16 protein-coding genes are annotated in these 25,598 nt (G+C 64.0%); 6 read left to right on the top strand and 10 right to left on the bottom strand.

Features of this window, described 5'->3' with window-relative positions; genetic code table 11:
- Window positions 1–5: 5 nt before the first annotated feature.
- Window positions 6–962 carry a glycosyltransferase family 2 protein gene (locus tag AC2A04_RS14835; protein WP_484213137.1) on the bottom strand — a complete coding sequence of 319 codons (957 nt, stop codon included), beginning with the start codon at window positions 960–962 and terminating at the stop codon, window positions 6–8.
- Window positions 959–2,248, bottom strand: a complete 1,290-nt coding sequence (locus tag AC2A04_RS14830; protein WP_484213136.1) for an oligosaccharide flippase family protein — start codon at window positions 2,246–2,248, stop codon at window positions 959–961. The genes AC2A04_RS14835 and AC2A04_RS14830 overlap by 4 nt, the downstream gene beginning before the upstream one ends.
- 275 nt (window positions 2,249–2,523) lie before the next feature.
- Here AC2A04_RS14830 and AC2A04_RS14825 point away from each other — a divergent pair, with 275 nt between their 5' ends.
- Complete coding sequence (locus tag AC2A04_RS14825) at window positions 2,524–3,963, top strand: WecB/TagA/CpsF family glycosyltransferase (RefSeq protein ID WP_484213135.1); 1,440 nt, start codon at window positions 2,524–2,526, stop codon at window positions 3,961–3,963.
- A gap of 3 nt (window positions 3,964–3,966) precedes the next feature.
- Here the strand turns inward: AC2A04_RS14825 and AC2A04_RS14820 are convergent, their stop codons facing one another.
- From AC2A04_RS14820 to AC2A04_RS14810, 3 genes are read right to left on the bottom strand one after another with little or no spacing between them, the layout of a single operon-like run.
- Window positions 3,967–4,314, bottom strand: a complete 348-nt coding sequence (locus AC2A04_RS14820) for a hypothetical protein (RefSeq protein ID WP_484213134.1) — start codon at window positions 4,312–4,314, stop codon at window positions 3,967–3,969.
- Between the two features lie 47 nt (window positions 4,315–4,361).
- Window positions 4,362–6,164 carry an ATP-binding protein gene (locus tag AC2A04_RS14815; protein WP_484213133.1) on the bottom strand — a complete coding sequence of 601 codons (1,803 nt, stop codon included), beginning with the start codon at window positions 6,162–6,164 and terminating at the stop codon, window positions 4,362–4,364.
- 10 nt (window positions 6,165–6,174) lie between these two features.
- On the bottom strand, window positions 6,175–7,056 hold the full coding sequence (locus tag AC2A04_RS14810) for a heme NO-binding domain-containing protein (RefSeq protein ID WP_484213132.1): 882 nt from the start codon (window positions 7,054–7,056) through the stop codon (window positions 6,175–6,177).
- Between the two features lie 71 nt (window positions 7,057–7,127).
- Here AC2A04_RS14810 and AC2A04_RS14805 point away from each other — a divergent pair, with 71 nt between their 5' ends.
- The 3 genes from AC2A04_RS14805 to AC2A04_RS14795 are packed head-to-tail and all read left to right on the top strand — an operon-like array spanning window position 7,128 to window position 18,279.
- Window positions 7,128–8,861, top strand: coding sequence for a ShlB/FhaC/HecB family hemolysin secretion/activation protein (locus tag AC2A04_RS14805; RefSeq protein WP_484213131.1), 1,734 nt, complete (start codon window positions 7,128–7,130; stop codon window positions 8,859–8,861).
- Complete coding sequence (locus AC2A04_RS14800) at window positions 8,861–15,163, top strand: beta strand repeat-containing protein (protein ID WP_484213130.1); 6,303 nt, start codon at window positions 8,861–8,863, stop codon at window positions 15,161–15,163. The genes AC2A04_RS14805 and AC2A04_RS14800 overlap by 1 nt, the downstream gene beginning before the upstream one ends.
- The gene (locus tag AC2A04_RS14795; RefSeq protein ID WP_484213129.1) at window positions 15,160–18,279 is read left to right on the top strand and encodes a CHAT domain-containing protein; all 3,120 of its coding nucleotides are present in this window, start codon (window positions 15,160–15,162) and stop codon (window positions 18,277–18,279) included. Before AC2A04_RS14800 ends, AC2A04_RS14795 begins: the two co-directional genes overlap by 4 nt.
- Window positions 18,280–18,427: 148 nt before the next feature.
- On the opposite strand, the gene AC2A04_RS14790 is transcribed toward AC2A04_RS14795, so the two are convergent.
- Together AC2A04_RS14790 and AC2A04_RS14785 are read right to left on the bottom strand one after the other, a co-directional pair.
- Complete coding sequence (locus AC2A04_RS14790; protein ID WP_484213128.1) at window positions 18,428–21,061, bottom strand: TonB-dependent receptor; 2,634 nt, start codon at window positions 21,059–21,061, stop codon at window positions 18,428–18,430.
- A 149-nt stretch (window positions 21,062–21,210) separates the two neighbouring features.
- Window positions 21,211–21,699, bottom strand: coding sequence for a hypothetical protein (locus AC2A04_RS14785; RefSeq protein ID WP_484213127.1), 489 nt, complete (start codon window positions 21,697–21,699; stop codon window positions 21,211–21,213).
- A gap of 153 nt (window positions 21,700–21,852) precedes the next feature.
- On the opposite strand from AC2A04_RS14785, the gene AC2A04_RS14780 reads away from it, so the two are divergent.
- A complete protein-coding gene (locus AC2A04_RS14780; RefSeq protein WP_484213126.1) occupies window positions 21,853–22,206 on the top strand; it encodes an ArsR/SmtB family transcription factor in 354 nt (117 codons plus the stop codon).
- Entirely contained in the window at window positions 22,190–22,681 is a 492-nt protein-coding gene (locus tag AC2A04_RS14775) for an SRPBCC domain-containing protein (protein ID WP_484213125.1), read from the top strand. The genes AC2A04_RS14780 and AC2A04_RS14775 overlap by 17 nt, the downstream gene beginning before the upstream one ends.
- A gap of 10 nt (window positions 22,682–22,691) precedes the next feature.
- On the opposite strand, the gene asd is transcribed toward AC2A04_RS14775, so the two are convergent.
- The 3 genes from asd to pobA all read right to left on the bottom strand — a co-directional run bounded on the left by asd (window position 22,692) and on the right by pobA (window position 25,570).
- Complete coding sequence (gene asd / locus AC2A04_RS14770; protein ID WP_484213124.1) at window positions 22,692–23,546, bottom strand: archaetidylserine decarboxylase; 855 nt, start codon at window positions 23,544–23,546, stop codon at window positions 22,692–22,694.
- Between the two features lie 61 nt (window positions 23,547–23,607).
- Complete coding sequence (locus tag AC2A04_RS14765; protein ID WP_484213123.1) at window positions 23,608–24,282, bottom strand: response regulator transcription factor; 675 nt, start codon at window positions 24,280–24,282, stop codon at window positions 23,608–23,610.
- A gap of 118 nt (window positions 24,283–24,400) precedes the next feature.
- Complete coding sequence (pobA, locus tag AC2A04_RS14760; RefSeq protein ID WP_484213122.1) at window positions 24,401–25,570, bottom strand: 4-hydroxybenzoate 3-monooxygenase; 1,170 nt, start codon at window positions 25,568–25,570, stop codon at window positions 24,401–24,403.
- Between the last annotated feature and the right edge of the window lie 28 nt (window positions 25,571–25,598).

The raw sequence follows: 25,598 nt of genomic DNA, 5'->3' as shown, positions 1-25,598 counted from the left end.
ACAGATCAGGCGAACAGGCGGAGGCGCCACGCCGATGGCATAAGTGGAGCTGCAACCGCGCCGAGCAGCGTGGCAAAGCCGCGCCTGCGGTCGCGCAGAAACGCGGCGGCATCGAGCCGCAAGCCCGACACGGCGTAGCGCAGCGCGAGTGCGGGCCGCCCACCAGCGCGCAGCACGCGGCGGGCAAGATAGCGGCAATAAAGGGCATCGAGCGCGGCAAGCGCTGCGGGATCGAGGAACTGGATCGCAACGCGACGCCAGCCCTCGTGCATCCGGTCGAGATCCATCGACAGACCCTGCGGACTGAAGCGGTAGCCTACCAGCACGGCGTCGATCCCCGCGACCTCACCGCCGACGCAGACAATCCGCGCGACCAGGTCCTGATCTTCGGCAAATGACAGTGTCTCGTTGAAGCCTCCGGCCGCTTCGAACCAGTCTCGCCGCACCACGAAGTTCGACGCGGTACAGACCGGGTTCTCGCCAAGCACGTCATGCAATTGCGGCTTGCGGGGACACAGCGATGAATGAGTCTTCGCGCCGTCGAGTGCCGCAGCATCCTCGTCGATGAAAGCAATCCGGGCGTAGCTTGCCGCACAGGTCGGCATCCCTCGATGCATCGCCACGTGATGCGAAAGCTTGTCCCGGTGCCACAGGTCGTCAGCGTCGATGAAGGCGATGAGCGGCGCCGTGCCCAGGCTTGCGCCAAGGTTGCGGGCCGAGGACACGCCGCCGTTGCTGCGCGATACCACGCGCAGGCGCTGGTCGGTCGCAGCCAGAGCGCGTGCACGCTTCAGGCTGTCATCGCTCGAACCGTCATCGACAATGATCAGTTCGAACCACTCGAAGCTCTGGGCCAGCACCGAAGCGATGGTGGCTTCAAGCGTCGAGGCTGCGTTGTAGAGCGGCATCACCACGCTGACGCGGGGCGTTGGGGCCACGGAAGCGGCTTGCTGCGGGATCATGCGAAAGTCTCTCTGTTAAATGGATTGCTGCGCAGCATAGGAGCCGCGCTACGCAGCATGATAAGGGTGGCGGCGGCGATCTGGCCGAGCAGGAGACCAGTCACTGCCGCCTCGAGCGAATGCGCGCGCGCGCCCAGTGCCAGACCGCCGAGGGCGGCAGCGCACATCACCGTCTGGTTGACGACATCGGTGCCGGCCTCGCCCTGCGCGCGTTTCCACAGTGTCGTGAACGTGGTGGCGAGAAGCGGCAGGCCGGTCAGGCACAGCAACGCCACAAGCGGTGCTGCCGGCGTCCAGTGCGCTCCGAACAGCACGGGGACGTAGAACGGTGCGGCCACGGCCTGGGTAAGCGCGAGCGGCACGAACACCGTGCAGCCCATGGCGACGATCCTCAGCATTGCGCTCTTGCGGGCGCTGCCTTCCGGCGCGGCGCACAACACCGGAAATGCCACGGTGGCAAAGGCGCTGACGAGCGAGGAAACGATCCCGATGCCTGCGTTATAGGCGAAGTAGTAGGTGCCAAGTGCATTGGTGCCCATCATCGCGGCAACGATGAGATTGTCGCACTGGCTGCGAACGGCCATCAGCGTCTCGGCAAGAAGGACCGCGCCTGAGAACCCGGCAATGCTGCGAAATGGAATACGTCCTGCCAGGGGATCGGGCGACCACGGGCGATTGCGCCGGGTCATGACCAGCCAGATTGGTGCGGTCAGAAGCTTTGGCAGAACCACCGACCATGGGCTTGGCCAGACAACGAGCAGCGCAGCAGTCAGGACATGGTCGACAATTGCCTGTGCCGCCGATGTGCGCGCCATCGCGCCGTTGAGGCCCTCGCGCATGGCGAGGTGACACTGGACCAGACCACCGGGCATCCACAGATAGACGAACGACAGGACCGCCAGCATCGCGCCGGCCGCAGTCTGGCCGAACCCGAGCCAGAGGATCGCGGCGGCACCCGTTTGCACCACGACCAGGGCGAGCGACCACGCCCAGAACAGTACGTGCGCGGTGTTGCAGGTTGCGGCAAGTTCGGCCGGGTTGCAGGCAATGATACGCTGGCCGACGCCCGTGCGGGCAAGGACGCGCACGATCTCGAACAGCGTCAGCGCCAGCGCCGCCTGTCCGACGATGTCCGGCTCGAGCTGGCGGGCGATGACAATGGTCGCGCCCAGTCGCACGATCCGCGTCGCAAGCTCTGCCCCGCCATAGGCACCAAGGCCGCCCAGCAGGCGGCGCACCGCATCCTGCTGCAGCATCGCACGTGATTTTCTGATGGCGTTTCGCACCGATTATCGTCCTGATCGAAGTTGTCAGGCTGCTGTCTCAAGGATCGTGCCAAACCCTGAAATCCCGGGTTTTCAGTGCGCAGACACGCCACGCCCTGCATCCCGTTCCCGTTTTGCGATGCAAAATGCGACGATCGGCTGCGGCATCTTGCAATATGAAATGCATTCGGCGCTGCCTGACCTGGCTAGAGCTGCCAACCTGCCGGAATTGCGCGGTTTCCTGCGTCTGGCACGCCTCCTGCTGAGCTCCCGGCAGCATTCAGGAGAGTTTCGCCATGTTCAATTCCTTCGATCCCGCCGACAGCCAGTCTGGGCAACCTGTCGCCACAGCGCGTCGTCAGCGCGAGGGCGCACCGCTGATGGTTGCACCCCGGTTCAGCCTGTTCGGCTTCGATATGATCGACTCCACCCGCAGCACCGTGGCTCGCGACATTGTCGCTTATGCTGCAGCGGGGCGCCGGGTCACGATCCAGTTCCTCAACGCGCACTGCATCAATGTCGCGCTCGCCGATCGCGAATATTGCGCCGCGCTGGGGCAGGCAGACTATCTCCTGCCCGACGGCAGCGGCCTTTCGCTTGCGTCGCGCATGGCAGGGGTGGAAATGGGCGAGAACCTCAACGGCACCGATCTCTTCCCCGAAATCTGCCGCGAGGCGACCCGCGCTGGCCAATCGATCTTCCTGCTCGGCGGCAAGCCGGGCATCGCGGCGGGAGCGGGACGCGCCATGCGCGAGCGCTTTGCCGGACTGCGCATCGTTGGCACGCACAATGGCTATTGGCCCGCGTCGCAGGAGGACGAGATCGTCGCTATGGTCAACGCCTCGGGGGCTGACATCCTGCTTGTCGGGATGGGCGTGCCGATTCAGGAGAAGTGGATAGCGCGGCTGCGCGATCGTCTGGGGGCCAAAGTCGTGCTTGGCGTGGGCGGGCTGTTCGACTACTACTCGGGCGCCATTCCGCGCGCGCCTTCAGCCATGCGGGCAGCGGGATGCGAATGGGTCTGGCGGCTGATGCAGGAGCCCCGCCGTCTCGCCAGCCGCTATATCGCCGGAAACGCCCGCTTCCTTGCCTCGGCCGCACTTCATGCCTGGCGCGTGCGCGGATACGATGCCGCACTCTCGACCAGGATCAAGCGCGCCTTCGACCTTTCCTCGGCGGTTCTGGCCGTTGTGGCGCTTGTGCCTCTGTTTGCACTGATAGTACTGCTGATCAAACTGGAGGACGGCGGCCCGGTGTTCTTCCGCCAGACCCGGATCGGGCTACGCGGCGCTCCTTTCCGGATGTGGAAATTTCGCTCGATGGTGATCGATGCCGAAGCGCGCCTTGCTGCCGTCCGCGCACAGTCTGATCGTGATGCCACCTGCTTCAAGATGAAGCGCGATCCCCGCGTGACGCGGGTCGGTCAATGGCTGCGCCGGCTGTCGCTCGATGAATTGCCGCAACTATTCAACATCGTCGAAGGCACGATGTCGGTAGTCGGTCCAAGGCCAGCCCTGCCGCGCGAAGTGCTCGAATATGGCCGCACCGAACGTGCCCGCCTCAACGGCGCACCGGGGCTGACCTGCACCTGGCAGGTCAGCGGCCGCGCCGACATACCGTTCGAACAGCAGGTCCGGCTTGATGTCGACTATCTCGAGAACCGGTCGTTGCTGCGCGATCTCGCCCTGGTCGCACGCACGGTTCCGGCGGTGCTGGCGGCGCGGGGGGCCTATTGATCGTCAGGGCAGGGGGCTGGCGGAATGGTCCGGAGCCCCCAATGCCACCACCCGGATCGCGTAAAGCGTGCGACGTCGCATTTCGACGAAGGCTTCCTGCGCTTCGGGCGTATCCAGCGCGCCCTCGCTCATCGCGGTCAGCTTGGTCGCGCCGAAGTTGCCGCAGAGCCCTTTGAGCGAATGGCGCGCGCGACGAATGTCCTCTTCGCTGCCGCTCTTCCATGCCTCGAGCAGGCGGTTGGTCCACTCAAGAATGTCGGCTTCGGTCGCCGTCAGCAGGCGCAGCGCGATTTCCTCGGGAAACGCGGCAAACTGTGCACGCGTTGACGGAACATCGATCATTGAAAGCATGGAAGCTGGATCCGGGAAATGGTGTTCGAGAATGGCGGCGGCAAAAGTCAGTCTTTGCGCGAGTGCTCGTCGAGCGTGATGCGTATGACCCGATAGAGGTCCTCACCGACTATGGGCTTGCTGGCACTTGCGTTTGCTCCTGCTTCCAAAATCGGCGCAAGTTCCTCGGGCCGCGCATAGGCTGTAAGCGCGATGATCGGCGTCGTGCCTTTTGGTGCAGGCATCTCACGGATCAACCGCGTGGCATGCGCGCCGTCCATTACCGGCATGGCCATATCCAGCAGGATAAGATCAAATTCATTGCCCTTGACGGCTTCGACCGCCTCGAGACCGTTTTCGACCAGAGTTACCTCGCACGACATCTTGCGCACATGGCCTTCGACGACGATCCGGTTTGTCTCGATGTCCTCGGCCACGAGAACGCGGACGGGACTTCCGTCTCCGCGGACGAGCGGCTGAATGACCGAAGCGTTCACCGCAGGCGGAGCGCCAACTTGCGGGCAGGGGATTTCGAACCAGAAGCAGCTGCCCGGCGCAAGGCTCTCGACCCCGATGGTCCCGTTCATGACTTCGACGATGCGCCGACAGATCGCGAGGCCAAGTCCGGCGCCGCCGGGTTCGCTGCCGAGCATCTGCAGTTGGCCGAAGTCCTGGAACAATTCCGCGCGGCGGTTGGCCGGCACGCCAATCCCTGTATCCCTGACCTCGACGCGGAGGCGTGACCCTTCAATGTATTCAGCGCGAATGGTGACGCCGCCCTTGACGGTGTACTTGATCGCATTGCTGAGCATGTTGTCGATAAGCTGCCGCAGACGAACGGGGTCGATCGATACCCACTGCGGCAGGTCGCCATCCATCAGCGTGTCGAGAGTCAGCATCTTGCCGGAGGCGACGTAGCGCCAGAACGCGGCGCCTTCGCCGAGCAGCTTCTTGAGGTCGATGTTGATCGGGTTGAGCTGGAGCTTGCCGGCCTCGGCGCGTGCCAGATCGATGATATCGTCGAGCAGCACGCGCAATTGCTGGCCGCTTGCCCGCGCAAGGTTCAGCGTCTGCTGCTGGCTGCGGGACAGCGATTCATCTTCGAGCAGCGCAAGCATGCCGATCACGCCGTTGAGCGGCGTGCGGATGTCATGGCTCATCATCGCAAGGAAGCGCGACTTGGCAGTGCTTGCCTGCTCGGCCTGTTCGCGTGCCTTCAGAAGCTCGTCGTTGAGCTGCACCAGATCGGCCAGACGCTGTTTTTCCAGGGTCCGCAGCTCCTCAGCTTCGGCTGCTGCGAGTGTCTGGACGGTTACATCCTGAACTGTGCCGAAGATCCATTGCGGCCTCCCGATCTCGTTGAGTTGTATCTCGGCCATTCCCAGCAGCCACCGCACCGCACCGGTTGACCGGTCGACCGTGCGGAACAGGCAGATACGGTCGTCGCCTGCCAGATCGATTGCACCATGGACTGCACGGCCATGGAGATTGCGATAGAGCCAGGCCGCCGCCGATGCGCGATCCTCGGCGAGGACCTGTCGCAGCAGGGGAAGATGGCTTTCGACCGAGCTCGCCGGATCGATCCCGAACAGCAGCTTGACCTGATCCGAAATCTCGAGGCGCTTGGCGCGGATGTCCCAGATCAGCGTGCCAAATCCCGCCACGCGCTGCGCGTCGATCAGCTGACGCGTGCGCCGCTCGAGGCTTTGCGTCAGATCGGCCTTGCGCGCGCGCAGTTCCTCATTGGCCATTGCAAGAATGCGGCTCTTGCGCTCGAGCAGGGATTCCGCCTCCGCCCGGGCTCTTTCCGAACGCGCAAGGCGCCGTTCCAGCAGCGCGATCTGATCTTCAAGGGAAAGCTGCGATGTCACTGCGCCGATTTCATCCTGCCTGTTCGCGCACGACGCGGGTGACCTTGAAGCTGGCCGTGTGCGGTCCCGGATCGCCTGCGTCACGCGTCACGATCATGTCATCGCCGAAATAGGCAATGTAGCCCCGGATCAGGCCAAAGGCGACATCGGCGAAGGGGCGATGTGACGAGTAGGCGACCGCAAGTTCTTCGCCATCAATCTCTGCGATGATCGAAGGAGTGCGGGCATCCTCGTAAAGCTTTTTGACCTCGCGATGCATTTTGGAATCGACATCATGCAGAAAGGAACGGACGTCGCTATAGCCTTGGAACATGTCGGGGTAGAGTTCGACGAACCGGCCAGCGAGCCAATAGCCATAGGCCTCGGCGAGCACCGGCACGGCTCTTCCGGTCATGTCGGCCAGCGCTCCGATCAGGGCCAGTGCTTCCTGATGGGGATAGTTGCCGACGGAGGTATAGGCTCCGTCACTGGCCACTGCCGAATGCCGGATCATTTCGTCGGCGACCTCCGGTGAAAACTCCAGTTCGACGAAGCGAACCAGTTCAGACAGCACTACGCCCTTCATCGCCGGACCTCTCAAAGATGACGTCAACCTGAGGCAATTGCCGTGCCAGACTTGAATATCGCGCAGCAACATGACCGCAACAGTGTTTTCGGCCAATTTAAGACAAGTGGCGTATTGCAAAATGCAAAGCATGCTGTCGCATTTTGCAAAATGATAATTGCATAATGCGACAAAACTCTTTCTGGTGACGGTTGTGAACGAGTGGCGCGTTAACCATTGTAAGGAGCCTAACAGTTTGCGGAAAAGAGATTTTTGCAAACCGGCGCAAGAGAACCTTTGCAGCAGGCTATCAATCGGTCTAACGCTCAGGACATAATAAGAAACCAATCGGGCCGCGTCGCATATCTTTGGGCGGGGACGGCAACATGAATTCTGGGGTTTGGGGAAAAGCTGCCTTGTTGAACAAGGCGGTAGTGCTTGCAGGCGCAGCAATTGCAGCAATCCCGCAATCGGCCTTGGCACAGGCGGTCCTCCCGCAAGCCAATGGCTCGGTCCCGACTCGCGACGATATTCGCGGCGTTACCGGACGGGCTGAGGAGGGCGCGGGTCGCCTCTCGGTCAGTGGCGGCGTCGAACGCTCGCCATGTCCACTTGCCGATCCCAAATATTCGGACATCAAGGTCAACTTGCGCAACGTCACCTTCGGCGGGCTGAAGGAAATTGCACCGGCAGACCTCGCCTCGTCCTGGCAGCCCTATGTCGGCGCAGATCAGCCGATCGCCGTGCTGTGCGAAATCCGTGATGCCGCAGGTACGACGCTGCGCAACAAGGGCTACCTTGCCGCCGTCCAGGTGCCCACGCAGAAGATCGACAACGGCGAGGTGCGCATGGAAGTGCTCTACGCCCGGATCACCGCCGTGCGCGCCCGTGGCGAGACACGCGGGGCTGAACGCAAGCTCGAACAGTATCTTGGCGCGCTGACCGAGGGCGAGGTCTTCAATCTTGATCGGGCCGAGCGCTACCTCCTGCTGGCGCGCGATCTTCCCGGTTACAATGTCCAGCTTACTTTGCGCCCTGCCGGTACCGGCGCGGGCGATCTGGTCGGGGAAGTCAGCGTGCTGCGCGAACCCTACGCGGTCGACCTTACGCTGCAAAACCTGTCGTCGGAAGCGACCGGCCGTTTCGGCGGACAGATTCGCGCGCAGGCCTTCGGGTTGACCGGAATGGGCGACGTTACCTCGTTGTCCTATTACGCGACGTCCGATTTCAACGAGCAGCATATCCTGCAGGGCTCGCACGAGTTCCGCCCCGGCCGCAACGGCCTGATCGTCGGCGGTCAGTTGACGTACGCCTGGACAAAACCCGACGTGCCGGGACTGCCGACCGGTACCAGCATCGATGCACGCACGCTCTTGGCCACGCTCTATGCGCGTTATCCGCTGCGCCGTTCGCAGGCGGGCAATGTGTGGCTGGCCAGCGGTTTTGACCTTCTCAACCAGAAGGTCGATCTCATCGGCCCGCTTACGCGCGACAAGTTGCGCGTCCTGTGGACGCGCCTCGATTTCGATGGCGTCGACACCACGCGCGCCCGTCCGGCCTGGCGCTACGCCTCGTCGTTCGAACTGCGGCAGGGCCTTGCGGTTCTGGATGCAACGCGGGGCTGCATCGGCGTGGCTTGCGGCGCCACGGTTTCGACCAGCCGGTTCGACGGCTCGCCCACGGCCACGCTCGTGCGCTATCAAGGAGAGTACGAGCGCTCGCTCGGAAAGGTGTCGTTCCTGCTTGCGCCGCGCGGCCAGTATGCCTTCAAGCCGCTGCTCAGCTTCGAGGAGTTCTCTGCCGGAAATTACACGATCGGGCGGGGCTATGATCCCGGCGATCTTGTGGGCGACGATGCGATTGGCGCATCGGTCGAGCTTCGCGGGCCGCGTCTGCCTTTTGCGCAAAGCCGCGAAGTCCGCGTGCAGCCCTTCGTCTATTTCGACGCAGCTTGGGTCTGGAACAAGGATACCACGGGCTCGCAGCGACTGACTTCGGTCGGCGGCGGCTTCCGCAGCGAAATCGGATCGCGCTTCCGGCTCGAGGCGACGCTGGCCGTCCCGCTCGAGAAGGCAGGGCTCCAGACCCGCCGCTCCGATCCCCGATTCCTGGTGACCCTGACGACCCGTCTCCTGCCTTGGAGGACCTTCTGATGCGCGCGTTCCGGCCCAATTCCCGCACGCTGGTTTCTGCCTCCGGCCTTGCACTGGCCGCAGCCATGCTGGCGGTCTCGCCCGTCGCACGGGCGCAGTCGTTCCAGGGCACGGTTGCCTCGACCGCCGGGTCCGTCAACATCACCACGGGTGCCAACACCACCGATATCACCGTCTTCAGCCCGAGTGCGGTGATCAACTGGACGCCAACCGATCAGGCCGCCACCGGCGGGCCAATCAACTTCCAGCCTGCAGGAACCACGGCAACATTTACCAACAGCCCATCGGCGGGCGGGCTGGGCGGTTTCGTCGTGCTCAACCGCATCCTGCCCGTCGGCTCGACGCGGCCGATCCAGTTCAACGGCAATGTCGTTTCACAACTGCAGGGCGCCGCCGGCCCGACGCCTGGCGGTACCGTCTTCTTCTACAGCCCCGGCGGTATCCTGCTCGGATCGAACGCGGTGTTCGACGTCGGCAATCTGGTGCTGACTGCGTCTGATCTCACCTATGATACGAGCGGCAATTTCAGCACCGGCGGCGCATACCAGTTCCAGCCAGCGACGGTCCCGGGCGCACAAGTGCAGATCCTGGCGGGCGCGCAGATCAACGCCCCGGTCGACGGGTCATATGTGGCGATGATCGCGCCGAGCGTCGTCAACAGCGGCACGATCACCGTAAACGGCTCGGCCGCGCTCGTAGCCGCCGATGCCGCAACCGTCACCTTTTCGCCAAACGGCCTGTTCGACATCCAGGTCGATTCCGGAACGAGCGCCACCGGTACGGTCGCCGCCAACAACGGCACGATCACCGGCGCGGCCTCGGCCTCTGCCGCGATCGTTCACCGCGTCTACATGGTGGCCGTCGCCAAGAACGACGCGATCACGATGGCGATCGGCAGCGGCAGTTCGCTTGGGTTCGACATTGCCGGCGCCGCCGACGTTTTCGGCAACTCGATCGTGCTTTCGGCCGGCCATGACGTGACCGGCGGCGTTGCCGACGTCGCCCCCTCCGCGGGCGGGGGCGCCGGCCTCGTTTCGATCACTGGCGGCGATGCCGACGCGACCTCGTCGTTCAATGCTGATGCTACCGGCAGCGTAAACCTCGGCTCAAGCACCGCAAGCGGGCTCGATTTCGCGTCCGATGTGAACCTGCACGGCACCGGCGGGGATTCCGGCATCTTTGCAAATGCGGGTGGCGCGGTCACCATCGGCGGGAACGTCACCGTAAGTACCGACGCAACCAGCACCGATCCTTCGGTGACGGCCACGGCTTTCCGATCGCAACTTTACGCGAGCGGAGGCGGAACGATCGACGTGACTGGCGACGCCAACATCAGCGCCAACGCCTTTGGCGCGCAGACCCTTTCGGCAGGCACCTATGGCGGCAATGCCGTGGCGTCGTTTGCCAAGATACAGGCCAATGATGGCGGGCAGATCACGATCGGTGGCGATGCCAGGCTGGATGCGAACGCTTTCGGCGGCCAGGCACAAGTCGGTGGTGCCGGCGGCGGCAGCGCTCAGGCGGGCACGGCATGGGTCCTGTCGACCGGGCCCAATGCAGCGCAAGTGACCATCGCAGGCGCACTGGCGGCGAATGCTTCGGGCTTCGGCGGCAGCGGCACCGGATGCGCAACCTGCACCATCGAAGGTGGCGCTGGCACAGGCGGCCTTGCCGCCGTGCGCACGAATGCGAACTCGGTGATCCAGGTGGGTGCGTCCACATCGCTTTCGGCCGATGGCGCGGGCGGCAGCGGGCTGACCGGTGGTGGCGCAGCGGGGACGGGCGGCACCGTCAGCGTCTTTGCGATCAGTGGCGGACAGACCTTGCTGGCTGATTTGAGCGCCAATGCCAATGCAACAGGCGGCGCTGGAGGCAGTACCGCAGGCAATGGCACCGCGGGTTTCGTCGAGATCTTCGCAAGCGGCAGTCCGACTGCACCATCGCTGGTCGAGTTGACGGGAAGCGTCACGCTCCTGGCGGACGCGAACGGCGGCGCGCAGTCTTCCAGTGGTAATGCCGGAAACGGGCAGGGCGGCACCGCGTCGATAAACGCAGCAGCCTTCGGTGACATCGTGGTCGGTGGAGCGGCGTTTCTCTCGAGCGTTGGCATCGGTGGCATTGGCAGCGATGCGCTGTCGGCGGCTGGAAACGGCACTGGCGGCCTTTCGCAGGTCGTCAGCGGGGGCGGCAATATCACCTTCGCCTCGGATGCGATTGTCAACGCGAGCGGATTTGGCGGGCTCGGCAACGGCGACTTTGCGTCCGGCTCGGGCGGCGACGGCATCGGTGGCACGGCGCGGATTGCAGTCGGCAGCGAAACCCAGGCAGGCAACGCTGGCTCTATTGCCGTAGCGGGCCAGACATTCCTTTCGGCGGACGCCCAAGGGGGTGACGGCTATTTCGCGGGCAACGCAACAGGCGGCATATCGTCCGTATATGCCCGCTATGGCGATATCACGCTCGACACGCTCAACGCTTCATCCGTTGCCAACGGTGGTTTCGGTCTTACCGGTGGAACCGGTGGCGCGGCCACCGGCGGGGCTGTCTTTGTCCGGGCCGACAATGCCCTCGAAGGGGCAAGCTCGATATTTGTCGACCAGCTCTCGGCAGACGCTTCGGCATCCGGCGGTTTCGGATCTGACGCGTTCTCTGCAAACTCGGTGGGCGGAAACGGTGGCCGGGCCGAAGGGGGCATCGTTGGCATAACCGGGGGCGCGGGCAACGGCGCGCTTGAAGTCGTCGCGGTCTCGGCATTCGCCAATGCTACCGGCGGCGGCGGTGGTATCGGCCTCGGTGCGGCGGGGGGCAACGGCGGCGATGCCACGGGCGGAGCGGTCGAAGTCGGCCTGTCCAGCGGAATCGATACCGGCAGCCTGAATGCAGGCTCTGCCACGTTCGGCACGATCAGCGCGGCCACGCTCGTCAACGGCGGCAATGGCGGCGATTCATCGGGCGGTCCGCCGCTCGGCGCTGGCGGCAATGGCGGCAATGTTGCGGGTGGCGGCGCCAGCCTGCTGGTGCGCGGCGCGCCGGTCACCATCACCGGAACGGCCTTCTTCCAGACCACCATGAACGGAGGCAACGGCGGCGCAGGGTCGGTTGCGGGACTGGGCGGCAATGCGCTTCTGGGCAGCACAAACCCGACCGAGGTCGCAGGCTCCTACGCGCTGGTGACCAATCGTTTCAACCAGCCCACGCAGGGCGGTTCGTTGACGGCGGCCGATCTCAGCTTCAGCGCCAGCGCCACAGGCGGCACCGGGTCTGTCAACGGGACCGGAACGATCGTAGGCGGTGCTGTGGAATTCCGCGCCATCAACAGCACGATCACGGCCAACAGCCTGGCGTTTGTCGCCGTCGCGGACGGACAGACCGCCACCGCGCCAACCGATGCCATCAACTTCGTCAATTCGACGGCAACGATCGCCACCGGCCTCACGTTCGAGACCCCATCGACCGTCTCGCTGACGCTCGACCAGTCCACGATTACCGCCGATCATGCGTTCATCAGTGGCGGCAACTGGGCGTTCGACGGAGCGGCCCCTGCAACTCTCGGCACGCTGGTCGGCACGTCGCTGCTCGTGCTTGGGTCCGGCGCCGACCTTGTCGCCCATGCCAACCTGCAGACTGCGGGCAGTCTGTCACTCTTTGCGACGGGACGGATCGATCTTGGCGCTTTGAGCGCCGGCACCTTCGTTGACGTCGTTGCGGGCAGCACGCTGTCTCTCGATGACGTAACCGCCGGGGATTCGATCGACCTTTCGGCACTGGGCGCTGTGGTCACGGGCAACATGACTGCAGGCACCTCGATCACGGTCGAGACGGGGGGCAGTGTCTCCACGGCAAATCTCGTGGCAGGCTCGGGCACGCCCAGTGGCGCCAACGGCGACCTTTATTCGATTGGTATCCGCTCCGGCGGCAACGTCTCGACCGGCTCGGTCTTCGCTGCGTCCGATCTCGGCATCGGCGCGCTTGGATCGATAACGACGGGCGACGTCACGGCCTATGACATGCTGCTGCTTGGCGGCGGAGACATCGGCATTGGTGGCATCAACGCGATCAATCGCGTGCTGATAGCCGATGTTTCGATGAGCGATCTCGGCGTGACCGCGACCGGCTTCGACAAGGAACTCGTCTTCGGCGCGAGTCCTGCCACGGCAACGGCCGGAAACATATCGATCGCAGGCCTCGCTTCGGCGGGCCAATTCACGGCCTCGACGCTCGGGTCATTCAACAGCGCGGCAATCAGCGGCAACTCCCGCGTCCTCATTTTCGGCAGTTCCGCGACCACGGGCGACATCTTCGCCAACGGCTTCATCGGAGTCTTTGCCGCCGATGCACTCACCGTCGGCAACGTCAACAGCAGCTTGTTCGATGTGCGGCTGGCAGCGGGCACGAGCGACGGCAACGGCAGCTTCGTTCCGGGCCAGGGTTCGATCACCGCCGGAAACATCCAGGCGGGCGGCCGCGTCAAGATCGGCAGTGGCGGCAACATCGCCACGGGCTCCTTGCGCGCGTCCGGCTTTACCGGGGTCAAGGTCGTATCGACCGGTGGCAACGTGCTGACCGACAGTATCAACACGCCCGGAGACGTGTTCATCAGCGGCGCGCAATCGGTCGGCGTCGGGGGGAACCTTAACGCGCGCGACATCGTCCTGCTGGCGGGCGACAACATCTCCACTGCACCGCTGTTTGCCGGCCTGGTTCTCACCCAGACCGCCAACGGCCCGCGCGTGACAAACGCAACCGGCCGCGTTCTACTGGCCAATGCCTCGATGCTTTCCGGCTCGACGTTGCTTTCCGACACAACCGATTTCAATGCGCTGTTCGCCGCCGCTCCGGTCCGTCTTGGAGGGTCGGTCACGAGCCTGGGCCAGATCATCGCCGGACGCTTCGTCTCCTATTCGCAGGGCGACATGACCGCAGCGGGCATAGCCGGCTTCGGCTCGATCGAGGTTGAGTCTGGCGGTCTGGTGACTGTCGGTCAGCGCTGGGGTTCGCCTTCTTTGACGATCGCCTCTGCTGATATCCGCATCGTGGACAACGGCAGCGTCACCTCGCCGACAGGGCAGCAGATACTGTCGGGTCTTCGGACATCGTCCACGGGAGAGATCGCCTTGATCTCGCTCTCGGACAGCCCGGCGTTGATCGGTGATGGCCTCGATGGCACCGGCTATTCCCTCAGCAATGCCGAAATCGGCCTGATAAGCGGTCACCAATTGACTATTGGCGCCGTCGATGTCTCCAGCAACCCGATCGACATGCTGATCGGAGACGTCACGCTCTCCGCAGGTACCGCCATCGGTTCCGCAACACTGGGGGACTCGACCGCCTTCGTCCTCTTTGCCACCGGTAACCGGGAAACGCAGACGCCGGGCGGCGCGATCCGCGTGATCGGCAATCTGACCGGTAGCGGCTTTGCCGATACCAACATTGTCGAATTCGATACCGGCCGGTTCGAACTCGATGCCGAAACCGGCTCGATCTCGCTGACGCAAGGGTCGACGACGCAGGGCGGCACGTCGCTGGGCGGTATCGTCGAGATTCACGCCGACAACATCCACGTGGCAAGCGGCGCTATTCTCGACAGGCTGGCGGCGGACCCGTTCTACGCCGGTCATGTGTTCGATCTCAATTCGCCTGCCGCGGTGCAGAGGCCGGAAGGCGTGCTCCGCGCTCTCGGCCTCGATCTTTACCCGACGGGCACGCTCTACATCCAGAACACCGGGACAGTGCTTGATCCCGCAGGCTTCTTCGCCGACTTCGAGTTTACCGATCTGACGCCACCTGCCGATGCGGCACCGGCAAGCATCTCGGTGATCGTCAACGGCAAGTGGCAGACGCCAGACGGCATTATCGGCGGTGTCGCGGCTCGCGATCTTGTCGTGAACAATGCCGACACGCTGGCGTTCTACACGCCCGACAGTTCGGTCAACGGCTGCGCAATCAATGCAAGCGCCTGCGTGACGGTTGCCGAAGCCGATCCGGTTCCGGCCCTTGCCGCGCAGTTCGAGATCATCGGCGCCGAACCGCTTGGCAATACTCCGCAATTTATCGACGATGAAACCGATCCGGGCCCCGCCTCCGATGGCGAACCGGACAGCGAGGAAGAAGAGGCGGCCGTGCAGAAGTCGACAATTCGCGCGCGCGATCGAAGCAGTCCGATTGCTGTCCCGCAGCCGGTCATCGACAGCACGCCGCTTGAAACGTCACCACTTGTCGAGCAGCCTGTGGCGGGCAGCGGCAATCCGTCGCTGATTGGCTCGGTCGTCAACGAAGACAGTGCAGAGGGAGGAGTGCAGTGAGCACCGCTATCATGGCTCCCCGCCATCACCGGATCCGGTCCTCGCTCGTCGGGCGCGTGGCTCTTGCCGCAGCGCTCGTCGGCATCGCCTTGCCGAATGCGGCGGTCGGCGCCACCGACCAACCGCTATCGGTGCGCAATTCGTTCCGCGTCGGCACCAGCGGGGTAACCTGCACTGCACAGAACGCGCCACTCGACGCACGTCTCGGCGGACTGTTCGATCGCGGCTACCGCCTGAGCTGTCGCGACGCCTCCGGAGCGATCGGCACACTGATCGCCGTGCGCCGTGCAGTCGATCCTGGCGCTGAACCGGCGGGCATCGCCGGGGTCGCGCTGGCTTGCGGTGGGCTTGGCGCAGTCGAGATTGCCGGGCTGGGCCGTGTCGATGCAGTCAACTGCAGCGATCACAAGGCGGGAGTGGATTACAAACGCTATGCCGTGAAGCGAGGCAAGGTGACTTATCTCGTCGAAGGTCTCTCTGGCTACGATCCCGCGCTGCGCATCGCGCTTGCCAGTGTCGTGGGCGATGCGCCGGTCCCCGGCGAAATCCGCGTGGCAACCACCGAAGTGAGCGACCCGGCGGCCTTTGCCCGCGTCCAGGCCGGACAGCTCGATCGGCTCGGAGCACGCGACGAAGGCTATTTGCGTAACAATGGCGGGCGGTTTGCGGAATCGTCGGAATTCTTCGAAACACTCGCGTTGCGCGATCGCTCCGCCCGCGCGCCGGGCCTTGCAGAGGCCTTGGCCAATCAGGGGCTGCAGCAGTCCAATCTTGCGAACTTCACGGCCGCAGACCGCCTGCTGGCCCAGGCCAGCGCTGCCTCAGCGCGGAGCGATGGCGTTGTCCAGCGGCTGATCCGCAACTATCGCGCGATCAATCGCCTCAACCAGCGCCGGCCGGTCGCAGCATTGCGAGAACTCGCCGCCAACGTCACCCCGGTCGCGGCAACCTTTGACCGGGCCAGTCTCTCCACCGGGGTCATCGACATGCCACTGGCGGAAGAAATCAACCGCGAAAGCCTCGCCCTCAAGCGTCTTGGTGCGTCCGACCCCGGCCTCTCCGATGCCGAGCGTGAAGAGATTCTCGACGCGCAGGCGGACTCGCTGAAGGCCACAGCCGCGCGCTTGCAGAACCGTTATGACGAGGCGGTTGCAGGCTTCGAGGGTGCCAGCCGTCGGCTCGATGCCGTGCGCCGGGGTCGCGTCGCGTCGGCTGGATGGCTGCGCTCGGAAATCCAGATCGAACTGGCATTGCTTGCCGAAGCGCAGGGACGGACTGCAGATGCAGGCGCCTCCTTCGACCGCGCGATCCGGATCATCGGCAATGATTTTCCGCAGTCCCCGGCCCTGCTTTCGGCGCAGGCGCGCAAGGCCGCATGGCTGGGCCGCTCGGGCGATGAAGCCGGCGCGCTTGCGCTCTACGCGCAGGTCGTGGAGGCCAGTCTCTCGGTGCCCGATTCCGGCGCAACCTTGCGCGAACTGCTCGGCCCTTATTTCGGCTTGCTGGCCAAGCGCGGCGACGCGGATTCCTCGCGCGCCCTGTTCACCGCCTCGCAGGTTCTCCAGCGCCCCGGCGTCGCACAGACGCAGGCCGTACTCGCGCGCCAGTTGTCCGAAGGCAACGACGAGGCCTCCTCGCTGTTCCGCCTTTCGGTTACCCGCAGCCGCGAGATCGCCCGCCTGGAATCGCGTGTTGCCGTCCTCGGCGCAACGGCCGCCCCGACCGAACAGGATGCAGCTGCGCTCAAGAGCGCTCAGGACGATCTTGCGTCGCTTCAGCGCGACCAGACCGCGCTTGTCAGCAAGCTTGCCGCTTATCCCCGCTACAATGTGCTCGCGCCAAAGGGCGTCGATCTCCCGGAACTGCAGGGCGCGCTCAAGGCGGGCGAGGCCTATTACAAGCTGATGATCGTGGGCGATCACGTCTACGCGATGTTCGCCACATCGGGCGACGCGCGCATTTTCGACACGGGGCTTTCGCCCGATGGCTTGTCGAAATCGGTGCAGGATATCCGCGACACGATCGTGAAGGTCGAGAACGGCAAGCAGGTCAACTACCCGTTCGATCTCGCCAAATCGCGCGCACTCTACCTCAAGCTGTTCGCGCCGATCGACGATCGGATGTCGCAGGTCCGGCACCTCGTGTTCGAACCCGATGGCGGTATGCTACAACTTCCGCCCACGGTGCTCGTAACCGCTGACAAGGGCATCGCCGAATATGACAAGCGCGTCGAATCGCCTGATGGCGACGCCTTCGATTTCACCGGCGTCGAATGGCTCGGCCGTGGGCGCGAGGTCTCGATCGCGGTCAGTCCGCGTGGCTTCCTCGATATCCGCAAGCTGGCCAGCTCGACCGCGCCCCGGACCTATCTCGGCCTCGGGCACAATGCCAAGCCGGCCGCGCGCCCGCTCGCGGCGGTCGCGGACGAATGCGACTGGCCGCTGGCGACATGGCAAAACCCGATCTCGGCCGATGAACTGCTGTTTGCGCAGAAGAAGCTGGGGCAGGGCGGCAGCACGGTCCTTACCGACGCTGCGTTCAGCGACAGTGCGCTGCTTTCGGCGACCGACCTCGACCAGTACCGCGTCCTGCACTTTGCCACTCACGGTCTAGTCACCGCGCCCCGCGCCGATTGTCCTGCCCGCCCCGCGCTTGTGACGAGCTTCGGTGACAGCGGATCGGACGGGCTGCTCAGCTTCCGCGAGATTTTCGATCTGCGGCTCAATGCCGATCTCGTGATCCTGTCAGCCTGCGATACGGCCGGCATGGCCACCGTATCGGCCAGTCGCGAGGCGGGCGTGACGACCGGCGGCAACTTTGCGCTCGACGGGCTCGTGCGCGCCTTTGTCGGCGCGGGCGCGCGTTCGGTCATCGCCAGCCACTGGCCTGTGCCTGACGATTTCGACGCGACCAAGCGGCTGATCGGCGGCGTGATCGATGCCCGGCCCGGTCAGGAACTGTCCGATGCCCTCGCGGGTGCCCAGCAAAAACTGATGGACGATCCCAACACCTCGCACCCGTTCTACTGGGCCGCCTTTATCGTTCTGGGCGATGGCGCCAAGCCGCTGGTCCCAGCCAGGTCCGCTGGGCTGCCCACGACGACTCCGGCCCGCTGAAGTGCCGTGCGGTAAATCACAAACGTGCGTCATTGCTTCGCTGCGATCGCACTGACGAAGTGTGGTGCAGATACTAGAGCGTTGGAATCAGAAGCGGGCGGCCAGCATTGCTGACCGCCCGCCACTGTCGTTCCGCAAACGTCAGTCCTTAGAACTTGATCGAAGCATCGATGCCGAAGGTGCGCGGCATGTTGAAGTTGCCGTAATCACCCAGGATGTTGTTGTTGTTGCCGATCACGACCACATTCGGCACACCCGCCGAAGCGTTGCTCTGGACCGACGGCAGGCTGTTCGACGGATCGCGGCGGTATACGAGCTGGTTGTTGAACAGGTTGCGGCTCCACAGACCCAGGTTCAGCTTGTTCTTGTCGCCGCCCAGGCCGATGTCCAGCAGTGACAGGCGGGCATTGACGATGAAGCTCTCGTCAGCCTTTGTGCCGAACTGGTCGAAGCTTTGCGTTGCCTGCGAGTAGTTTGCATCGAAGTGGATCTTTGCACGCGCACCGCCGGCGAACTCGGGGAATTCGTAGTCGATCGAGCCGCTGGCCGCATTGCGCGGGGTAAAGACGATGTAGAATTTCTGCAGGACAGTCGTGCTGTTCCCGGTCGGCACGCCCGCGCTGGTGAACTCGCGATACGTCACCGGCACCTGCGGAATGTTGGTGTAAGTGTAGGCATAGGACAGGTCCAGCTTCAGGCCATCGGTCGGCTTGATCGTCAGGTCTGCTTCCACGCCGCGGATCTTGGTCGTGCCGGGCGCATTGAACGTGACGAGGTTGTTGAAGTTGCCGGTCGCGGTCGGCTGGATGGTGGAAAGGTCGACCTGGCTGCCCTTGCGGTCCATCATGTAGGCGGCGATGTTGATCCGCGCATGGCGGTTGAACATGTCCGCCTTGAGGCCGATTTCATAGTTCTTCACGTCTTCGGGATTGAAGGCGCGATAGTCCGAAGTGCGCGAACTGGCACCGCCTGCACGGTAACCGGTCGAATATTTGGCATAGCCGTGCACGTCGCTGTTGAAGTCGTATGCGACGGTCGCCATCGGGTTGAAACGCTTCCACCGCTTGTCGAGGCGGGCGTATCCGTTGGCGGCTGCTGCGGCGGTGTTCACCGTGTAGTTGATGTTGCGCGACCAGGTCAGGTCGCCTTCCTTGTCATCCCAGGTGTAGCGGCCACCGACGGTGATGTGCAGGGCTTCGGTCGCATTCCAGGTAGCCTGGCCATAGACCGCATAGCTCTTCGAATTGACTACCGAGGCGCGGTCGATCGAGCAGCCGTTCACGGCCTGGCCCACAAAGTCGGGCGTATTGCCGGTGCAGAACGGAATGGGCACGAAAGTGGCTTCGGTCGCCGATTTGTAGATCGCACCCATCGAGTTCGGCGTTGCCGCATCGTCGCTCACGTGTTCGTTGAAGTAGTAGACGCCGGCAACGTAGTCGACCGAACCCAGTGATCCGACGGCCTGCAGTTCTTGGCTGAACTGGCGCTGGTGCAGGTCGGCAAGGCTGTAGCGGCTGAATGCGCAAGGTGCGGCTGCGGTACAGCTCGGGGTGTAGTTGATCACGGGTACACGGTGCGCGCCGCCCGAATTGTCCCACTGCTGCACGTCGACGCCCCGCCATGCCGTGATCGAGCGCAGTTCGAACTCGGGCGAGATCTTCCACTTGAACACGTTGGTGAAGCCGTGCGTCTTGTCGACGCTGTTGCGCTGCGGAACGCCGATGTCGGCCGTGCGCATAAGGGTGTCACCGTTGACCACGATTCCCGGCGCCAAAGGCTTGATCGTGCCCTGAGTGCCGGTGAAAGCGGTCCCCGGCGTCACGCAGGTGCTGCCAGCCGGGATGCCGAGCGGTGCCTTGTTGGTGCCGCCGCTCAGGCAGTTGTTCGGGTTGTAGTTGAGCAGCTGGCTGTAGAACGGCGTGTTCTCGTCGCGGGCCACGTCGTACGAAAAGTCGTTGGTGATGCCGTCAGCCGGCTGCCAGCGCACCGCAGCGCGCAGACCCTTGCGGTTGAAGTAACCCCAGCCGGCCTGGCCAGCGAGCGGGTTCTTCGTGATCGCGTCCTGGTGCTGATACACACCGTCGAGCTTGATCGAGAAGCCCGCGAACTTGGGCAGGTTGAGGTGAAGCCCGCCGCTGCGCGAGCCGATGTTGCCGACCGAGCCGTCAACGCTGCCACCGAATTCACCGGTCGGAGCCTTTGAGATAAGCGACAGTGCGCCGCCTTCGGTATTGCGGCCGAACAGCGTGCCCTGCGGGCCCTTGAGCACTTCGACGCGCTCGATGTCGAACAGGCCGGTGTTGAGGCCGTGCTGGCGACCGAGGTAGACGCCGTCGATATAGACGCCGACACCCTGTTCGCGGGCGGGCTGGTTGGCGTCGAGCGGCACGATGCCGCGGATGCCGATCGTGAGCGCCGACTGGCGCGCTTCGAAGGTCGCAACGCGCAGGCTTGGCACGCCGCCGTCAGCCAGATCGAGCAGGCTCTGGACCTTGCGTTCCTTGATCGTCTCGGCGCCCATGACCGAAATCGAGATCGGGGTCTTCTGAAGGTTGGTCTCGCGCTTGGTAGCGGTGACGACGATTTCAGTAAGGCCACCGCCGCTGCGGCCGCCCGTTTCGGACTGCGCTTCGGCTTCGGGGGCAGTCTGGTCTTCTGCGCCCTCGACGGTCACGCCTTCGGCGCCGACGGAGAACTTGGCGAATGCCGATTCCGAACTGCAGAGGGCCGCGATGGCAATGGCTGCCAGCGAAGCAGAACGACGAATACGCGCGGACTTCATGAGAATTTCCCTGATGACGTTTCTATCACAGCCGTCCAGGGTGCCTTTTCAGGCAGCCACCGAGCGGCATGCGGGCCGCCCTAGAGGGGCCCGGTGACACTGCGGTGACGTGTCAGTGACACTAACGTGACAAGGCGACGTCGATCAGGTCATTCGATGTGAGCAGATGCGAGAAGCGCCAGCCATTGTGCCTTTGCTTCATCCGTAAGCCTGTCTTTCGCCAACACGGCAAGCTGGAACCATGAACGCTTTCCGGTCACCAACCGATAAAGGCCGTAACGCACGGATTGCGGACCACAACCGGCAGAACGCCGTTCGAAGGTTACCGAGTTTTCGTCACTGGCAAGGACAGTGAATTCCGTCTTGCATGCCGCAGTCGAACGGGCGCGGATCCCGTCCTGGATCTGGGTCATCCAGCCTTTCGCATCCTCCAGCTTTTTCTGCTTCGGAATGGACACGATCTGCAGCGCTTCCTGCCAATTGGTCGCCGAATCACCGCGGACGGCAATCAGGTCGACCAGTCGACTCGGATCGGACCCGTCAAACTGCACCATCTCCGATCGCCCCTCGTCCAGCACACGTTGAAGGGGCGGAGACAGGCGATGGTCGAACTGCAGCCGTTCGGCATGGGCAGGCATCGCGATGAACAGGAGCAGCAGCGCAATCAGTTTCCTCATGGCCCTAGATTACCGCGCGGGGAGGGGGATGCATCAGATTTCGCCCATTGTCTTGAAACTGTAACATAGCGTGCGGCTTGCAATGGCGAGGCAGATGTGCAAATAGTGAACCATATGGTTCAGTTTGAGCGCCTCGATCTTTCTTTTGCCGCCTTGTCCGACGCCACCCGGCGTGGGGTTGTCGAATATCTCGTGGGAATGGACGCCTCGGTTGGCGAACTGGCCCAGCGATTCGACATGACGCTTACCGGCATGAAAAAGCACATTGCCGTGCTGGAGCGGGTCGGGCTCGTCACCACGCAGAAGCAGGGTCGCGTCCGCAAATGCCGCCTCGGTCGGCTCAGCCTCGAGGAAGAGGCGGCGTGGATCGAACGTTATCGCCGGATGTGGGAAGCCCGTTTCAACGCGCTCGATGCAGTTGTCGAAGACCTTTTGCGCAAGGAGAAGAACGATGAGCAGCGGGACTGATACTGCCACGAACGTCGAACGCGCGTCCGATCGCGAACTGCTGGTCACCCGCAGTTTCAACGCGCCCGCCCGTATTGTGTTCGAAGCTTGGGCAAATCCTGACCTGTTCCGTCAGTGGTGGGCGCCCAAATCGTTCTGCATGACGATCGTCTCGTGCGAGATGGATGTGCGCACAGGGGGCAGCTACCGGCTCGAGATCGGCCACCCTTCGTCCGATTCTCCGATGGCATTCTTCGGCCGCTACCTTGATGTCGTGCCCGGCGAACGTATCGTCTGGACGAACGAGGAAAGCGGCGAGGGACCGGTCACCACGGTCACCTTTGCCGAAAGCGACGGCCGCACCACCGTCACGATCTCCAACCTGTTCCCGAACGTTCAGGCGCTGGAAGACGAACTCGCCTCGGGTGCGTGCGAAGGCACCAAGGAGTCGCTCGCGCAACTCGAAACGCTGCTGGGCGATTCCGAGGCAGGTTGACCAGCGCGCCTCAGGCCGGGCGGTTGCCCATCATCTCGCCCAACCGCACCGGCCGCTCGGGCATCCAGCTTTCGTTGAACGCGATCGTGCCCGGCCTGAACAACATCACGATCGTCGAACCGAGCAGGAAGCGGCCCATCTCTTCACCTTGGCAGAGCACGACGGTGCCGGGCGCGTAGTCCCATCGCGCCACCTTGCCGGTGCGCTTTGCGTTGACCACACCATGCCACGCCGTCGCCATGCTGCCGACGATCGTGGCTCCGACCAGCACCATCACGAAGGGGCCGTGAGCTTCGGAATCGAACACGCAGACCACGCGCTCGTTGCGTGCAAAAAGGCCGGGCACGCCGCGCGCGGTGACCGGGTTCACCGAAAACAGCGCTCCCGGCACGTGGATCATCCGCCTCAGCGTGCCATCGCATGGCATGTGCAGGCGGTGGTAGTCGCGTGGTGACAGATAGAGGTTGGCAAAGCTGCCGTGGCGGAACTGCTCGGCCAGCGCTTCATCGCCGCCGACCAGCGCGGTCGTCGTGAAGCCGTGCCCTTTGGCCTGTACGATCTGGCCGTCCTTGATCTCTCCGAACTGGCTGATCGCGCCATCCACCGGACAGACGAAATCGGCTGCCGCAAGGGGGCGGGCCCCGGTCTTGAGCGGGCGGGTGAAGAAGTCGTTGAAGCTCTTGTAGCTGGCAATGTCTGGGTTTTCCGCCTCGTCCATCGCCACGCCGTACCGGCTAACGAACCAGCGGATCAACTGCGTCGTGGCAGCCCCGCCGTGCGCGCCTGCGATGCGCCCGGCCAGAGACGTCAGTCCCTGCTTGGGAGCCAGGTGTTGCAGCATAACCTTGAAGCGATCGGACATCATGATCCCCGCATCGCAGACGCAGACGCAGACCGCAACCGGAAGGACTTCTTGCGCAGAAAGTTCAGGGCCGGTCGAGCACGTATCCCAGCGAGCGCACCGTGCGCAGTGGTGAGCCTGCACCCACGTCCCGCAGCGCCCGCCGCAAACGGCTGACCCACGCATCGACGGTGCGCTCGTCAATCGGCTGGTCATGCTTGCCCAGCGCCGTGATCAGTTGCTGGCGCGAAAAGACGTGGCCGGGCTGTTCCATCAGATAGCGCAGCAGCCGCAGCTCGTTGGGCATCAGCAACAGCGCTCTCTCGCGCCAGCGCGCCTGCAGCGCCGCAAGGTCGAGCGTCAGGTCGCCCAGCTTGAGCGTGCGGGCAGGGGCGTCGTGGTCGGGCAACTGGACCGAAAGCACGCGGTCGAGCAGCGCGGGGCGATCTACCGGGCCAAGGATGTAATCGTCCGCGCCCGCGCGCAAGGCGCGGCGCTTGGCTTCGGCGTCATCTTCTTCGAGAATCATCGTGATGTGTGCGTTCTGGCCAAGCCCATCCGCGCAGCGAAAGCGGCGGCACAGCTCGAGGCCCGACATCTCGGCCAGCACCCAATCGATGAATGCCCAGGGTTGACCTTCCATCAGGGGGAGCGGCGCATCGGCCTTCCAGCGGTGGAAGACCACGCGCAGATCCGAATGGGTAAATGTCTCGCGCCCTCCGGGCAGGTCTCCCGTCAGCAGAATGTCGATATGCCGCATGCAAAAAAGCCCCTGTCTACAAAGAGGCTTTTGTCCCGCCCATGTGACGGGAACATGACGATGTTACAACCCGGCGCCCCTCCCGCAAGCGGAAGGGGCAGGGTCGTCGAAGTCCTGCCTAGACTGGCAGGCCCACGTAGTTTTCGGCAATGCTCGTCTGCGCAGCGGTGCTGCTGGCAATGTAGTCCAGCTCTGCCACCTGCATTGCGCGCTCGAACGGCCCGTCTTCGGGGAAGCGGTGCATCAGCTTTGTCAACGACCACGAGAACCGCTCGGACTTCCACACCCGCGCCAGCGCCTTGGCCGAGTAGCCCATGACTGCATCGTTGTCGCCGCGCTTGAAGAGGCCGGTCAGCGCTTCGGCTGCATAGTGCACGTCGCTCGCCGCAAGGTTCAGCCCCTTGGCACCGGTCGGCGGCACGATGTGCGCGGCGTCCCCGCACAGCAGCAGGCTGCCGTGGCGCATCGGTTCGAACACGTAAGAGCGCAACGGCGCGATCGACTTTTCGATCGAGGGTCCGCGCGTCATGTTCGCCGCAGCCTCGGGCCCGAGGCGCACCGCCAGTTCGTCCCAGATGCGCTCGTCAGACCAGTCCTCGACCTTCTCGGTCAGTGCAACGTCCACGTAGTAGCGGCTGCGCGTGTGGCTGCGCATCGAGGCAAGCGCGAAGCCGCGTTCATGGTTGGCATAGATCAGTTCGTGGTTGCACGGCGGCACGTCGGCCAGGATGCCCAGCCAGCCGAACGGGTAGACGCGCTCGTACTCGCGCACCACGCTTGCCGGGATCGCCTTTCGAGAAGGGCCATGGAAGCCATCGCATCCGACGATGAACCGCGCGTCGATCCGCTGCGCCACGCCGTCCAGCGCGTAGGTGAGGTAAGGGGCGTCGCTCTCGATGTCCGAAAGCGCCACCTCGTCCGCACCGTAAATTACCTCGAGCCCGCGTCCGGCCGCGGCGTCCATCAGGTCGCGCGTGATCTCGGTCTGGCCATAGACGACCACGGTCTTGCCGGTGAGGTTGGCCACGTCGATGCGGATCAGGCGCTCGCCGTCAGCCAGGTTGAACCCTTCCTCGACGAGCCCTTCGGCCTTGAGCCGCGCATCGAGGCCGAGCCGTCCCATAAGTCCGACCGTGATCTGCTCGAGTACGCCTGCGCGGATGCGGCCAAGGATGTAATCGGGTTGCTGCCGCTCCACCACGATGCAGTCGATGCCCTCGGCCTTGAGCAGGTGTCCGAGCAGTAGGCCGGCGGGGCCGGCGCCGACGATGGCGACTTGGGTCTTCATGGCTATCCTCCCACGCGCCCGCTCTGGG

The organism is Novosphingobium sp. HNCC26DJ243, assembly GCF_057180545.1.
The sequence above is the reverse complement of the archived record's forward strand: the minus strand, read 5'-3'. Positions and strand labels throughout refer to the sequence as shown.

Excerpts from the sequence above, each read along its gene's own strand:
- AC2A04_RS14835 (WP_484213137.1), bottom strand. The coding sequence starts at position 962 with ATGATCCCGCAGCAAGCCGCTTCCGTGGCCCCAACGCCCCGCGTCAGC.
- AC2A04_RS14825 (WP_484213135.1), top strand. The coding sequence starts at position 2,524 with ATGTTCAATTCCTTCGATCCCGCCGACAGCCAGTCTGGGCAACCTGTC.
- AC2A04_RS14820 (WP_484213134.1), bottom strand. The coding sequence starts at position 4,314 with ATGCTTTCAATGATCGATGTTCCGTCAACGCGTGCACAGTTTGCCGCG.
- AC2A04_RS14800 (WP_484213130.1), top strand. The coding sequence starts at position 8,861 with ATGCGCGCGTTCCGGCCCAATTCCCGCACGCTGGTTTCTGCCTCCGGC.
- AC2A04_RS14790 (WP_484213128.1), bottom strand. The coding sequence starts at position 21,061 with ATGAAGTCCGCGCGTATTCGTCGTTCTGCTTCGCTGGCAGCCATTGCC.
- AC2A04_RS14785 (WP_484213127.1), bottom strand. The coding sequence starts at position 21,699 with ATGCCTGCCCATGCCGAACGGCTGCAGTTCGACCATCGCCTGTCTCCG.
- AC2A04_RS14780 (WP_484213126.1), top strand. The coding sequence starts at position 21,853 with ATGGTTCAGTTTGAGCGCCTCGATCTTTCTTTTGCCGCCTTGTCCGAC.
- AC2A04_RS14775 (WP_484213125.1), top strand. The coding sequence starts at position 22,190 with ATGAGCAGCGGGACTGATACTGCCACGAACGTCGAACGCGCGTCCGAT.
- asd (WP_484213124.1), bottom strand. The coding sequence starts at position 23,546 with ATGATGTCCGATCGCTTCAAGGTTATGCTGCAACACCTGGCTCCCAAG.
- AC2A04_RS14765 (WP_484213123.1), bottom strand. The coding sequence starts at position 24,282 with ATGCGGCATATCGACATTCTGCTGACGGGAGACCTGCCCGGAGGGCGC.
- pobA (WP_484213122.1), bottom strand. The coding sequence starts at position 25,570 with ATGAAGACCCAAGTCGCCATCGTCGGCGCCGGCCCCGCCGGCCTACTG.